Annotated in this window: 9 protein-coding genes and 1 pseudogene; 3 read left to right on the top strand and 7 right to left on the bottom strand. The window is 58.1% G+C overall.

From position 1 onward, the window contains the following. Nucleotides 1–319 precede the first annotated feature (319 nt). From AC0V6U_RS00325 to AC0V6U_RS00310, 4 genes are all read right to left on the bottom strand, one after another. Nucleotides 320–892 carry a VOC family protein gene (locus tag AC0V6U_RS00325; RefSeq protein ID WP_472644268.1) on the bottom strand — a complete coding sequence of 191 codons (573 nt, stop codon included), beginning with the start codon at nucleotides 890–892 and terminating at the stop codon, nucleotides 320–322. Beyond that, nucleotides 889–2010 carry a 4-hydroxyphenylpyruvate dioxygenase gene (hppD, locus tag AC0V6U_RS00320; protein ID WP_472644267.1) on the bottom strand — a complete coding sequence of 374 codons (1122 nt, stop codon included), beginning with the start codon at nucleotides 2008–2010 and terminating at the stop codon, nucleotides 889–891. The genes AC0V6U_RS00325 and hppD overlap by 4 nt, the downstream gene beginning before the upstream one ends. A gap of 126 nt (nucleotides 2011–2136) precedes the next feature. Next, the gene (locus AC0V6U_RS00315) at nucleotides 2137–3576 is read right to left on the bottom strand and encodes an acetyl-CoA acetyltransferase (RefSeq protein WP_486169329.1); all 1440 of its coding nucleotides are present in this window, start codon (nucleotides 3574–3576) and stop codon (nucleotides 2137–2139) included. Between the two features lie 98 nt (nucleotides 3577–3674). Further along, nucleotides 3675–4943, bottom strand: coding sequence for an acetyl-CoA C-acetyltransferase (locus tag AC0V6U_RS00310; RefSeq protein ID WP_472644265.1), 1269 nt, complete (start codon nucleotides 4941–4943; stop codon nucleotides 3675–3677). Between the two features lie 128 nt (nucleotides 4944–5071). Here AC0V6U_RS00310 and AC0V6U_RS00305 point away from each other — a divergent pair, with 128 nt between their 5' ends. Continuing rightward, nucleotides 5072–5845 carry a crotonase/enoyl-CoA hydratase family protein gene (locus AC0V6U_RS00305; RefSeq protein ID WP_472644264.1) on the top strand — a complete coding sequence of 258 codons (774 nt, stop codon included), beginning with the start codon at nucleotides 5072–5074 and terminating at the stop codon, nucleotides 5843–5845. Nucleotides 5846–5848: 3 nt separating this feature from the next. Further along, nucleotides 5849–7012, top strand: a complete 1164-nt coding sequence (locus AC0V6U_RS00300) for an acyl-CoA dehydrogenase family protein (RefSeq protein ID WP_472644263.1) — start codon at nucleotides 5849–5851, stop codon at nucleotides 7010–7012. A 218-nt stretch (nucleotides 7013–7230) separates the two neighbouring features. Here the strand turns inward: AC0V6U_RS00300 and AC0V6U_RS00295 are convergent, their stop codons facing one another. From AC0V6U_RS00295 to AC0V6U_RS00285, 3 genes and pseudogenes are all read right to left on the bottom strand, one after another. Further along, nucleotides 7231–9147 (bottom strand): TonB-dependent receptor domain-containing protein, encoded by a 1917-nt coding sequence (locus tag AC0V6U_RS00295; protein ID WP_486169328.1) that lies wholly within the window; start codon nucleotides 9145–9147, stop codon nucleotides 7231–7233. Then, complete coding sequence (locus AC0V6U_RS00290) at nucleotides 9074–9808, bottom strand: TonB-dependent receptor (protein ID WP_472644261.1); 735 nt, start codon at nucleotides 9806–9808, stop codon at nucleotides 9074–9076. The genes AC0V6U_RS00295 and AC0V6U_RS00290 overlap by 74 nt, the downstream gene beginning before the upstream one ends. Nucleotides 9809–10033: 225 nt before the next feature. After that, a pseudogene (locus AC0V6U_RS00285) lies at nucleotides 10034–12062 on the bottom strand (TonB-dependent receptor plug domain-containing protein). Nucleotides 12063–12172: 110 nt separating this feature from the next. On the opposite strand from AC0V6U_RS00285, the gene AC0V6U_RS00280 reads away from it, so the two are divergent. Continuing rightward, complete coding sequence (locus tag AC0V6U_RS00280) at nucleotides 12173–13681, top strand: flavin-containing monooxygenase (RefSeq protein ID WP_472644260.1); 1509 nt, start codon at nucleotides 12173–12175, stop codon at nucleotides 13679–13681. The last annotated feature ends 206 nt before the right edge of the window (nucleotides 13682–13887 follow it).

Here is a 13887-nt window from a genome sequence, read left to right as displayed (position 1 = left end):
CCACAACGGAAAATAGATCAAACCCCTGATAATACCCAAAATTTGTAGGGAGGAGCAGGATGTAATACGCGGCAAATACCGCGAAATAGCCGCGAATAATCGGCCTATAGATCTCCTGCACCGCCACAGCAGTGTTGGATTTCATCTTAGCTGATAGCTTCGCCATTGGCGTTTACGCTCCAAGATCGAAGGAAACCCAATAGATGCAACTGGTTAAGGCGAAGTAAGCATTGGCCCGCAAATTCTTCGACTGCGTTTTCATGGAACTGTGAAATTTACGTCATTAAAACAGTGCTCAAGAGCGCATTAATTGTCTGGCTTAAGCATCGTGCTCTTTGCGCGCCAATTCATGCAGCCAATCGGCATGGCGGGGGGCTTGCTTTGTCTCTGACCACTCATCCAGCATCAGCGGAGCAACCCGTTTCAGCTCCGCATATTGCTCTTCCGTGCCGATGTCAGCGGCGAGTTCAACGCGGTGACCATTGGGATCGAAGAAATAGATCGACTTGAAAATGCCGTGGTGCGTCGGGCCGAGCACGTCTATTCCTTGCGCCTCAACATGCTGCTTAGCCTCGAGCAATTCAGCTTCGCTGCTGACCCGGAAGGCCAAATGCTGGACCCAGGCCGGCGTGTTCTCGTCGCGGCCCATATCGGGCTGATTCGGCAGCTCAAAAAACGCCAGGATATTGCCATTCCCCGCATCGAGGAAGACATGCATGTACGGATCGTAATCGCCGGTCGATGGGACATGGTCCTCAGCAAAAGCTGTGGTGTATTCCATGCCCATAACGCGGGCGTACCATTCGACCGTCTCTTTGGCGTCCTTGCAGCGATAGGCCACATGATGGACGCCGCCGAGTTTCACGGGATGCGAGTTACCGGCCGCGCTCATTCAGCCGGCTCTTTCTCTACATCCAGAACACCGCGCGCGACCTGATCGCGCTCAATGCTCTCAAACAGAGCTTTGAAATTACCCTCGCCAAAACCGTCTTTGTAGTCACCCACGCGCTGGATGAATTCGAAGAAGACCGGGCCAATGCGCGGTTCTGCAAAGATCTGGAGAAGCAGCCGAGGGCTGCCGCCTTCGGTCGTTCCATCGAGCAATATTCCGCGCGACTTGAGCGCCGCTTCGTCTTGACCGTGGCCCGGCAGGCGTTCCGACAGCATCTGATAATATGTCTCAGGCGGGGCAGTCATGAACGGCACATCCAGCTGCTTAAGACGGTCCCAACACGCAACCAGATCATCACAAATCAGGGCAATGTGCTGAATGCCTTCGCCGTTATATTCGCGTAGGTATTCCTCGATCTGTCCCTTGCCGTTTTCGCCTTCCTCATTGAGCGGAATGCGGATTTTGCCATCAGGTGCTGTAAGCGCCTTCGAAGTGAGGCCGGTATATTCGCCCTTGATGTCGAAATAACGGATTTCCTGGAAGTTGAAGAGCTTCTCATAGAAATCGGCCCAATAGGCCATCCGCCCGCCATAGACATTGTGCGTCAAGTGATCGATCAGCTGGAAGCCGCAGCCTTCTGGATGCTTTTCGACGCCGGGAAGATATTCAAAGTCGATGTCGTAAATGGACAGACCTTCGCCCGCGTCATCAGCATAGCGATCGATCAGATAGAGGATTGATCCGCCAATCCCGCGAATGGCCGGAATGCTGAGCTCCATCGGGCCAGGCGCATTGGCAACAGGCTCTGCGCCCTGCTCCAAAACATGCTCATAAGCAGCGGCGGCATCACGCACACGAAAACCCATGCCGCAAGCGCCAGGGCCGTGCTCACGCGCAAAGTACCAAGCAGCGCTGCGCGGCTCATAATTCACAATCAGATTGATGCCGCCCTGACGCCACAGATCGACATCTTTAGAGCGGTGGGTTGCCACATGGGTAAAGCCCATGGCTTCAAAAACAGGCTCCAGCACGCCTTTTTCAGGGGCGCAGAACTCAACAAACTCAAAGCCATCAAGGCCAGCCGGGTTGTCGAACAGATCAGTTGGATGCTTGGTCATGTGCGCGCCTACTCAAGGGTTAATTGGTTACGTTTGTAACTAAATACGCTGTTCGCAGGGATTTGTCAAAGGGCAAACGCACCGATTTTGAATGGATCGCTTGGGGCTGCCGACCACCAAGCAACGCTAAACAACACGCCCAATATTGCGCCTGCGCTCGTCCTGAGTGATGGCCAGTTTTACGCCGAACGGCTGCCCACCGAGAAAGGCCTTCGCGGTTGCCTCATCGCTGAGGTCCGCATTGCCGCTCACCCGCTCGCCATCAGCATTCCGACCCAGCCAGATGGCATCACTGCCGGTTTTGGAATGATTGATGGTGTAGGTTTCGACTGTCGCGCTGTCGAAAGGTCCCGCGCCGCGCGGCACCGCATTTGTGGCCATGGGCAGTTTTTCAAACCGGTCACCATCTGACCAATCTGCCGGGTCCGTAGAATAGACTCCGGTCGCATATTTGCTCATCCAGCCGCCGTTCGCGCCCACCAAAGCGTATGCTCCGCGATTGCTGCGCACGCGCTGCACCGCTTCGCAAATAGCGTGGGCGGAGTAATTGTTTCCCGCCCCGCCAAAGAACGGTAGCCCGCCGGTCAGCGTCAGGCCGCGCGGATCATCATGCGCGATGCCAAAATGCTCGCATTGGTTGAACACCGGGATCGCAAAGCAGGAGTAGAAATCGAGGAATTGCATCTCTGCCATGCTTTTGCCTGCGCGGGCCAAGGCCGCTTGGGCGCTGGCGATGGAGGCGGGATTGGCCGACAGATCGGGGCGCTGAGACAGCTCCAGCTCAGTCGCCGATGAGACCGCATGGATGTGCACCCATTGATCTTCGGGCACGCCCAACTCGCGCGCTTTACCTGCACTGGCGATGATGATGGCAGCCGCCTGGTTCACTTGATCCCGCGCCACCGTCATCCGCGCATAGGGCTCTGCCACAATCCGATTTCGCTCGGTGATCGTCGCCAGTTCTTCGGCGCTGCGCTCCTTGGGGGCCGCTGCGTGCGGATTGCTCGCAGCGACTTTCGTGAAGGGCGCAAACAATTCGCCAATCTCGCGGCGATATTCATCCAGGCTCTTGCCTGTTTTGGCGCGCCGCGCATTCTCAGCCAAAGCGTAGAGCGGGATCGCTCCGGTCGCGCCATGCGCGAACAGGCCCAGTTCCATAAGCCCGTCATTGCCGAACCCGCGATCTTCCAGCTGGCCGCCAATTTCCTCCGACCAGTCCGGCTTCTCTCCTTTTGCCGCCAAAGCCAGCACGGTGGAAATCGCCTCTGATCCCACGATTGCCGCGCAGTCCGACTTGCCCTCGGCAATGTCACGCGCAAATTCGCCAACCAAATGCTGGTTGTATTGCCCGCCAGTGGTCGAGAGGATGGCGCGTTCCGGGTTCGCGCCCACACGCTTTGCAAAGCTGCGCGGGACGTTGTCGGATCCGCCAAATGGCGGCTTTCGATCAGGGCGCGAGATTTCAAACGCGCGGATCGCCGCGAGCGTATCGATTGCCGCGGCCACATTGCCGCTCGCCCCGCTATCGGCAATCGCCGCAGCCAGAGCCCTTCCGCCCAGGTCCATGTAAGAGAGCGCTTCATAACCCGCTTGCTGGACCTGTTCGGAATATTGGCTAGGCGCCGATGATGACCGGCGTGTTGTCGGCAATGGTCACGGGCGGATCAATCGACGAAGTCGGTGACGCGCTCGACGATGATGGCTGGCGCCATACCGCCGGCTGCACACATCGTGACGAGGCCGTAGCGCTTATCTTGGCGCTCCAGCTCATCAACCACGGTGCCAATCAGGATTGATCCAGTTGCGCCGATCGGGTGACCGAGCGCGATAGAGCCGCCGTTCACATTGACCTTGTCCCAATCGAGCTCAAGGTCGCGGACGAACTTGGCCGCCACAACCGCAAACGCCTCATTGATTTCAAACAGATCAATATCGTCTTTGGTCAGGCCAGCCTTTTCCAGAACCTTCTTGGCCGCTGGCACCGGCGCATTCAGCATCAGCGTTGGATCATCGCCCATATTCGCTGTCGCAACGATGCGTGCACGCGGCTTCAGGCCGTTTTTCTGGGCGTAGTCCTTGCTCGCAACCAGAACCGCCGCCGCACCATCGACCACGCCAGAGCTGTTGCCTGCATGGTGGAAGTGCTCGATCTCAAGATCAGGGTATTTCTGATTGATCAGACCGCGAAAGGTTGTGCCATTCGCATCCAGAGGGACATCGGCGATTTTTGCAAAGGCAGGCTGCAGCTCGCTTAGCCCCTCCAGTGTTGTCTCTGGACGCGGGTACTCATCTTTCGCCAGCAAGACATTGCCCGCTTCATCCGTCACCGGAACAACGGACGCTTCAAATTTGCCCGCTTCAATCGCCGCGGCGGCGCGCTGCTGAGAGCGGTAGCCAACTTCGTCAAGCTCCTGGCGGGTAAAGCCTTCCATGCTGGCAATCGCATCGCCGCAAATGCCCTGGTGCGATTGCGGGTGAACGCTCTGCAGGCGCTCATTATAGCTGCCCATCATCGGCGGCTTGATCCCGGCCTTCATCTTCTCCTGCATCATCGCAGCGGTCAGGCTCATCATCTCTGTGCCGCCGGCAACCACGCAATCTTCCATGCCGCTCATCACTTGAGCAGCCGCCAGGCTGACAGAGGTAATGCCGCCGCCGCAGAAGCGGTCGAGCGTCGTACCGCTAGAGGTTATGTCATAGCCCGCATCGAGCGCAGCCATACGGCCAAGGTCGCCAGCCTGCATGCCGTCTTGAGTCGAAACCGACCAGATCACATCATCGACGGTGCTGGTGTCGAGGCTGTTGCGGTCCTTGATTGCCCGCATCACGGTCGCCGCCAGATGCTGCGGATGTTCCGCCGCCAGAGCGCCTTTGCCTTGCTTGCCAATTCCGCGCGGGGTGCGAACCGCATCGATGATATATGCCTCAGCCATGATTTCCTCTTCCACTTATCCAAATTGCAGTTGACGTGTCCGTAAACCGCCTGCACCACTGACACAAGAATTCAGTTTCAAATCGAAATGGCAAAATGAATAGCCATTGAAAAAAGTGGAGAGAGCGAATGAGCGAAGGCGCAACAAGGGAAGTGCTGACCGAGGAACGCGATGGCGTTTTGATCATGACGATCAACCGGCCAGAAGCCAAAAATGCGATGACGAAAGCGGCATCCGAAGCGATTGCCGCAGCGCTCGATCGGCTCGACGCGGAAGACCACCTGCGCGTTGGCATCATCACTGGTGTGGGCGGCACGTTCTGCTCCGGCATGGATCTCAAAGGCTTCCTGCGCGGCGAAACCCCGAGCGTGCCTGGCCGCGGATTTGGCGGGCTCACGGAAAAAGGCCCGGCCAAGCCGCTGATCGCCGCTGTTGAAGGCTATGCGCTTGCCGGCGGTATGGAGCTGATGATTTCCTGTGATCTGATCGTTGCGCACAAGGACGCAAAATTCGGCATTCCAGAGGCGAAGCGCGGCCTCGTCGCCGCAGCGGGCGGCCTCATCAAACTGCCAACCATGATCCCGCCAAAGGTTGCGATGGAATTGGCGCTAACCGGTGAGTTCATCGGAACAGAGCGCGCCTACGAACTCGGCCTGCTCAACCATGTGACTGATGGCCCCGCGCTCGAGGCGGCGTTGGAACTGGCCAAGAAGATCACGGCCAATGGACCGCTCGCGGTCAAGGTTTCGAAGCAAATCGTCGCCGAATCGCGTCTTTGGGCTGATGACGAGCGCTGGAAAGAACAAGCCAAGCTGATGGGACCCATCTTCGTATCCGAAGACGCCCGCGAAGGCGCAGCCGCCTTTGCCGAGAAGCGCGCCCCGAACTGGAAGGGTAAGTAGAAGATGTCAGTCATCAATGTAGCGCAGCCGGAATTCATGGAAGACGAAGAGATTTCGATCTTCGCTGATGCGGTGGGCAAATTTTATCAGCAGCACGCCCCGGAAAAGCGCGTTCTAAAATGGCGCGAAGACGGTCAGGTTGAGCGTGAATTCTGGAATGAGGCTGGCGAAGCGGGTCTGCTCGGTGTCTCTGTGCCAGAGGAATATGGCGGGCACGGCGGCGATTTCCGCCATGACATCGTGGTGCTTGACCAGCAGGCAAAGCACGGCGTCGAAGGTTTCGCCGCTAGCCTGCATAACACTGTGATCCTGCCCTATCTCGTTCGCCACGGCACCGAGGAGCAGAAGAAGAAATATCTGCCCAAGCTGGTGACCGGCGAACTGGTCAGCGCGATTGCGATGACCGAGCCGGGCGTTGGTTCGGACCTGCAAGGCATCACGACGACGGCGCTCAAAGATGGCAATGGCTACCGCATCAATGGCGCGAAAACCTACATCTCCAGCGGTCAGACAGCCGACTTCATTATCGTTGTCGCCAAGACCGATCCGAATGAGCGCGCCAAGGGGATCTCGCTGATGCTGCTCGAAACGGAGGGCGCAGAAGGGTTCGAGCGGGGCAAGAAACTCGACAAGATCGGGATGGATGCAGCCGACACTTCAGAGCTGTTCTTTGACGATGTGTTCGTGCCAGCGGAAAATGTGCTCGGCGGGGTTGAGGGCAAGGGCTTTTACCAGCTGATGGGCGAGCTGCCTCAGGAACGCCTCATCATTGCGATGGGCGCGATGACCGGCATCGAAAAGGCGCTCGAGACCACGATGGAATTCGTCAAGGACCGCAAAGCCTTTGGCCAAACGATCTGGGATTTCCAGAACACGCAGTTTGTGATGGCTGAACTGGCCGCGCGCAGCACTGCGGCGCGGGTCTTCGTCAACCATTGCATCGCCCAGCATCTGAAGGGCGAGCTCGATGTGCCGACCGCCTGCATGGCCAAACTCATGGTCACAGAGCTGCAGGGTGAAGTGGTCGACAAATGCCTGCAGTTCCACGGCGGTGCTGGCTTCATCAATGACTATCCGATTGCCCGCATGTACCGCGATTGCCGCATCACGCGGATCTTTGGCGGTTCAAACGAAGTGATGAAAATGGTGATCGCGCGCGGGATGTAGGTTCGCGTCACGATACCGCGCCACCCGCACCCTCCACCCTTCCACCCGGATCCTATCCGACAGTGTTCCGGGTGGAAGGGTGGAGGGTGCGGGTGGCTTGGCCCATAGAAAACCAACACACAACAAAAAGGGGCGGCTCGCTTGTGCGGACCGCCCCTTCTCTTTGCCCTCTCCCAAAGGCAAGCCGCCGCTAGGCGGACCTGGTGATGATGTGAGCCTTAGAACTTGCCCCGAACGGTCACACCATATGTTGCTGGCTCTTGCGCGAATGCAGAGCGTGATGACCCGCGCAGCACGGTGTTAAATGTCACACCGCGTGTCACTTCGTCGGTCACGTTCACGCCCCAAACTTCGACCGTCCAGCTCTCATCTTGAGCACCAATGCCAACCCGCAGATTGACCTTGGTGTTGCTGTCCTGAACATCGAACGGCACCAGCGGCGCTGCATCAACGGCGGCTTGAATGTCGCCGCCAAAGCCCGCGATGATCGCCGCGCTTGGCACGGTGGTCGCTTGCGTTGATGTCCGGCGATCGCTCTCTGTCCGGATCTGGCCAGAGAAGAAACCGCGCAGATTGCTACCGATATCCCGGTCGTAGTTGACGCCAGCAATGGCCACGATATCCGGCGCATTGGTGAGCGAGTTTCCGCACAGCGAGGTGACGTTGGCATTTGGCACGCCGCCATCGCAATCACCCGGATAGCGAGCGTCTGTCACTGTCAGGCCAGCGTTGAAGGTCAGCTCCGCAGTAGGCCGGATCACCGATTCAATCTCAACACCTGAGGAAATCGCCCGGTCAACATTGAAGGTGGTGAACTGAGCGCCGGTAAACTCCAGAACCTGGAAGTTTGAGAACTCCTCGACAAAGCCAGCCACGTTGAGCGTGACCGCATCGTCCAGGAATTGCGCCTTCACACCAACTTCATAGGCGTCGACTTCTTCCGAGAGGAAGGTTGGATCAGCGCCGCCAGCATTCGCCGTGATATCGAGGTTGATACCGCCCGACTTATAGCCATGCGTAAAGCTGGCATAGGCCGTGACCGGTGCATCAAATTGATACGCGATCTTACCAGTGTAGATCAGCTCGCTATCGCTGAATGGCACTTCGAATTCCCGTGGCAGCGGGAATGCAATCGCGTCATTACCAATCGCAGGCGCGGTGAATGCGAAACAGCCCGTTCCCAGCACACTACCAACGAGGGCTGGCCCCACGGTTGCCGCAATCGTTGGCACGCCGCCCAGTAATGTCAGGCAAGTCGGATTGTTAATCGCGGTTTGTTGGAAACCGCCCGTCTTGCTCTCATCCGAATAACGCAGACCCAAAGTCAGGCTGAGGTTGTCAGTGACGTCGAGCGTGTTGTGGGTGAAGATCGACCAGCTTTCGCTGCTCTGAGCATAGACGTTGGTTGCCGTCGTACCATTTGGGCTGATGCCGTTACCATTGGGAATGCCGTCCACAATAAGGTCGGTAAGCAGCGTGAGCGGCGCTGGGCCCAATGCCCCGCCGAACAGTCCGGCAATCTGCAGATCGTAGTCCGCACCGAGTGAGAAATCGATGTCGGAATCAATCGATTCATCTGAGTAGTAGCCGCCGATGAGCCAGCTCAATGCGCCGTCAAATGCCTCGCCTTGAAGACGCAGCTCAGCGGTGAACGTTTCGATATTGGTATCGAGCCGGTCGACATCGAACACGTCTAGGCCAGAGAAGCTGGAATCGTAGTTCTCAGAAGATGAGAAGTCGCGATAAGAACCGATGAAAATGAGGTCAGCATTGTCGCTGATCGGAAATTCGATCTCGCCGACGACACCCCATTGCTCAACACTGGCGAGCGGAACGCGGCTGGCCGTTGCAACGCGATTGTCGATCGCGCGCTGAGCAGCGGTTACGTCAAACGGCTGAGTGGCTGGAAGCGGTGTTGCCATACCGGCCCGTGCCGGTCCTCCCACACCAGTGACCGCGCCTTCGAAAGCTGTGTTCGCAAGCACTTCAATCGCTGCGCAGCATTGGTTTTCACTCTCGGTGTAATCGAAGATCAAGCGAGCGCTGACGCCGCCTTCGCTCTCATAGCCGAGCTGACCGCGAATAAGGAATTGATCGATCGTGTTCGAGATCGCCGATCTGCGCGCCGGTCGCATCGATAATATCGACTGTCCCATCACGCTGACGATAAGCGCCCGTTAGGCGAACCGCGAGTGTGTCTTCAATGATCGGCGCGTTGACCGCACCCTGCACATTGATGAGGTCAAAATTGCCGTAAGTGCCATTCACAAAGCCGCCGAACTCATTGAGATCGGGGCGGCGGGTTGTGATGTTGAGTGCACCAGCCGAGGTGTTGCGGCCAAACAGAGTGCCCTGCGGACCGCGCAGAACCTCAACCCGCTCAATATCGACAAATTCACCAAGCGCGATGCCCGGACGCGATTGATAGGCACCGTCAACGAAGATGCCGACCGCGCTTTCAAAGCCGATGTTGTTGGACGTTGTACCCACGCCGCGAATCCGCAGCACGACCGAGCCCGATGCGATCTGCGCATTGGATGTCGAGAAGCTGGGCGAAACCTGCGTGATGTTTTGAACATTGACGACGCCCTGCTTATCAAGCTGTTCGGGCGTGACCGCAGTAACCGCGATTGGAATGTCTTGGACATCTTCGGCTCGGCGGGTAGCGGTCACGATAATCACATTATCGCGGGCCGTTTCCTCCGCATCCGTTTCAGTGTCTTGGGCCAAGGCTGGTTGAGCCAAAATGCTCGTCGCCATTAGGCCAGCCGCGTATACTGCGAACTTATTCGTCATAGGTTTCCTCTCCAACAAACCGATGTCTTATTTTTATGGATCGCAGACTAGTCACGCGCGGATTCAATTCGCAAGGGCGTGACGTGAGTTCTCCCAAATTGATGCAAAAATGCAACATATTGTGCTGCAGCGCAGCAAATGTGCGGGTTTTGCTGCGCGTGCGAAATATCCTTGCGGGTTAGCCGGAATTAGTCCGCATGGGCGCTAGGCCCGTTTTGCGCAGTATTAGAAGCCGTAGCGCAGGCCAAACCACACGGTGCGCGGCACGCCCAGATCAATCGCGCCGTTCGAGATTGCGGGTCACGATCTCTTCATCCAGCAAGTTCTCACCGCGCAGTACAGCTGAGAACTCGCCCGCAATCGGCATTTGGAAAAACGCATCCAAAGTGGTCGCGGCGGGAAGCGAGGTGGTTTCCTGATCGTCTTCGAACTGAGCGCCAGTGTGGCGCAGAGTGCCTGCCAGCCGCCAGCCATCCGCTGGCTCCCACGCCAGCGTAGCGGAGAAGGCAAGCTCTGGCGTTTGCGGAGGGCGATTGCCATCGAGCGCGATGGATGCGCCCGAACTGGCGATCTCAGCATCGGTGTAGGCCAGCGAGCCATTAAAGCTCACCTGACCAAATTCGAGCCCCAGCGCAGCCTCAATCCCCTGCGCTTCTATGGCTGGCAGATTTTGCCGTTGCCGCAGGGTTGGCGTGAGCGTGACGTTGGCAATCGCGTTCTCAACCTGATTGTCAAACGCGGTCAGAGCCAGGCTGACATTGTCATTGGGCCGCCAATCGAGACCAATCTCAAACCCTTCGAGCCGCTCATTTTCGAGCGCTGCATTGGCCTGCGTCACCACCGGGAAAATGACAAACGGCCGGTAGAGCTCGTTCAACGTTGGCAGCCGCAAACCGGTGTATGCCGCTGCGCGCAGGCCGAGGCCGCCGCCGAGATCATAGGATGCGCCAGCGCGCCACGAGAGCGTCCAGTCGCTGCGATCCGGCGCGATTGTTTCGCTGACCAAGGCGCCGCTGGCATCAACCGCGCGGAAGAAACCGTCGGAGATTACTGTGCGGTCTGCGCGCAAGCCGCCCGTCAGCAGCAGCGCGCCGATTTGCCAATCATCCTCGACAAACAGGCCGAGATCGCTGTTGGTGCCGCCCGCACGGCGGCGTTCCCGCAAATTGCCAGTAAAGGCGCTGAATGCCTCCTCCAGCAGTTCGCCATCAGAGCGTCGATAGTCGACGCCCAGCCGGACATTGTGACCGCCGCCAACCGGGGGGCGCACTTCGATCTTGCCGCCAAGCCCGGTTGAGGGCGTATTGCGTTGATCAAGCACGCGCACAAAGCGGGTGGAGCTGATCACGATATTGGAAAAATTGCGCGCCTGAACATAGGCCAGCGCATCAAACTGCCAGTCACCCCGGCCCACGAAGCGGATGCTCGCGTCCTGACCTTCGCTGGTCGAATCAGCACCATCAAAACGCAAAGTGCGCGCATCATCAAAGACCTGCACCCGCGCCTGCAATTCGACGTCATCCGTCAAAGGCGCTGCAGCTCGCACACCCACGCTCCAGCTATCGAACGCGGCGCGCGCCGTTGCGGGGACGCGTTGATCCTGAGGCGTAGTGAAGAAGCCCTGCCCTCCGTCCCAGCGGCCGCTCACCACAGCAAAGCCAGAGCCGAGATTTGCGCCAAGGCTGGCGCTCGCCTCTGTTTCCTCGCGGTCGTTCACCAGCAGGCTGGCATTGACCGAGCCGAGCGTATCGAGGCTGGCGCTTTCAAGCTCAATCGTGCCCGCCAGCGCGCCAGCGCCAAACGGACCAGAGCCGCCGCCGCGTGTCACCCGAACATGGCCCAATTGCTCCGGCGCGATGGAACTCAGCGGAACGAAACCGAAAAACGGATCGGTGATCGGCACGCCGTCAAGCACCACCAAGGCGCGGCTGGTCGCATTGCCGCCCAGCGCCCTTAAAGTAACGCCCTGCGCACTGGGATTGGAGGAGCGGCTGTCAGAACGGCGGAATTGCTGGAACCCGGCGACATTGCGCAGCGCATCTTCGATCCGGCCAGAGCCAGTGGCGATGATCGCATCACGGTCAATCTCGCTGGTTGCATAGACACCGGTGGAGGCTGCCTGCTCCAGCCCTTCCCCTGTGACGACAATCACATTGTCATCGCCATCAGGATCAGATCCTTGGCCTTGAGCATAAAGCGGAGCGGATAAAACGAGGGGGAGAGCGGCCGACAGCGACCATCGTATTTTCAACATGGGCCGCCGCTTAGACGAACCCCGTTCGCAAGTCAGTTGCAAAATGCAATCGTGACTCGCTTTTGCATCCATCGTGTGCTTACTTCCACACCAAGAGGAGAGAGAAGACGATGCTGGCGACTGCACCAGAGGTTGATGTACTGATCGTTGGCGCCGGAATTTCCGGCATCGGCATGGCGGCGCACATGAAAATGAAGTCGCCGCATCACTCCTATGCGATCGTCGAACAGCGCGACAATTTGGGCGGGACTTGGGATCTGTTCCGCTATCCCGGCATTCGCTCTGACAGCGATATGCACACGCTCGGCTTTGATTTTGAGCCGTGGCGGCATGAGAAAAGCATCGCCGACGCGCCGTCGATCCTCGAATATCTCAACCGGATCGCCGATGAGCGCGGCATTCGCCAGCACATCCGCTTTGGTCACAAGGTGATCTCTGCCGATTTCCGCGATGATGAAGCGCGCTGGCATGTCGAGCTGGAGAAGTCCGACGGCACGCGCACCCGCATCACTGCGAACTTCCTCTACCTTGGCTCTGGCTATTACGACTATGATGAGCCGTTCGACCCCGGATTTGATCTGGGCGAATTCGAAGGCCAGGTTCTGCACCCGCAATTCTGGCCAGAGGACTTAGACTACACCGGCAAACGCGTGGTTGTGATCGGCTCCGGCGCGACAGCGGTAACGATTGTCCCAAGCATGGCGGACAAAGCCGCGCATGTGACCATGCTCCAGCGCACGCCAACCTGGATGGCGTCTCAGCCTGCGAAGGATTGGTTCGCCAACACTCTTCGCAAGTTTCTGCCAGCAGGCCTCGCCTACCGGATCACCCGGTTCAAAAACATCCGCATGCAGGATTTCGTCTTCAAAACGGCGCGAAAGAAGCCGGAGAAAGTTAAAGACGCGCTGCATAAGAAGATCGAGAAAGCGCTCGGCCCAAATTACGACAAGGCCAGCTTCACCCCGCCCTATGACCCATGGGATCAGCGCCTGTGCCTAGTGCCTGACGATGATCTGTTTGCGGCGATGAATGCAGGTAAGGCTGCGGTTGTCACTGGCCATATTTCGAAGTTTGAGAAAGGCGGGGTACGCCTGAAATCAGGGGAGCTAATCGAGGCGGATATCGTCGTCACAGCGACCGGGCTCAAGCTCGCCGTCGCAGGCAAGATCGCGCTCAGCCAGAACGGCGTCCCCACCGATCTCAGCCAACGCTTTTATTATAAAGGCTGCATGTTCTCGAACCTGCCCAACCTTGCGGTGGTGTTCGGCTATCTCAATGCCAGCTGGACGCTGAGGGCGGACATCAATTCCGATTACATCTGCCGCCTGCTAAACCACATGCGCAAGACCGGTACGACGATAGCCGCTCCAGTCCTCACTCCAGAGGCCGAAGCCACCTTGGAAGAGGACGATATTTTCGACTTCTCCAGCGGCTATATTCAGCGCGGCAAGCACATCATGCCAAAAAATGCGGCCGAATACCCATGGCGGCTCAATCAGGAATATGTGCTCGACCGCAAACGCATGGCGAGCGATCCGCTCGACGATGGCTGGCTGAAGTTCAGCAATGCCAGCGAAGAAGCGGGCGCAGCCGGCGGCGAGCTAGAAGCAGCGGAATAGGCACGCCATTCAGGCGCGCAAACGCTTGAGGTCAAAGCAAGAGTGACCTAGGCCGTAAACTCATAATTCCCACGGTCGAGGTTTGAGTCAAAATGGCCCAGTACAAGGAAGACAGTCGCCGGAATATGTCAATCTTTCAAGACTTTCTGACGCAGGAATGGGCCATTTTGGCCAACTCCCGCAGGGACGCCCCAATGGCTTTGCTC

Source organism: Erythrobacter sp. W36 (assembly GCF_057364935.1).
This window is presented reverse-complemented; position numbering and strand designations above follow the sequence as displayed.

Excerpts from the sequence above, each read along its gene's own strand:
- AC0V6U_RS00290 (WP_472644261.1), bottom strand. The coding sequence starts at position 9,808 with ATGACGAATAAGTTCGCAGTATACGCGGCTGGCCTAATGGCGACGAGC.
- AC0V6U_RS00295 (WP_486169328.1), bottom strand. The coding sequence starts at position 9,147 with ATGCGACCGGCGCGCAGATCGGCGATCTCGAACACGATCGATCAATTC.
- hppD (WP_472644267.1), bottom strand. The coding sequence starts at position 2,010 with ATGACCAAGCATCCAACTGATCTGTTCGACAACCCGGCTGGCCTTGAT.
- AC0V6U_RS00315 (WP_486169329.1), bottom strand. The coding sequence starts at position 3,576 with ATGGACCTGGGCGGAAGGGCTCTGGCTGCGGCGATTGCCGATAGCGGG.
- AC0V6U_RS00280 (WP_472644260.1), top strand. The coding sequence starts at position 12,173 with ATGCTGGCGACTGCACCAGAGGTTGATGTACTGATCGTTGGCGCCGGA.
- AC0V6U_RS00310 (WP_472644265.1), bottom strand. The coding sequence starts at position 4,943 with ATGGCTGAGGCATATATCATCGATGCGGTTCGCACCCCGCGCGGAATT.
- AC0V6U_RS00300 (WP_472644263.1), top strand. The coding sequence starts at position 5,849 with ATGTCAGTCATCAATGTAGCGCAGCCGGAATTCATGGAAGACGAAGAG.
- AC0V6U_RS00325 (WP_472644268.1), bottom strand. The coding sequence starts at position 892 with ATGAGCGCGGCCGGTAACTCGCATCCCGTGAAACTCGGCGGCGTCCAT.
- AC0V6U_RS00305 (WP_472644264.1), top strand. The coding sequence starts at position 5,072 with ATGAGCGAAGGCGCAACAAGGGAAGTGCTGACCGAGGAACGCGATGGC.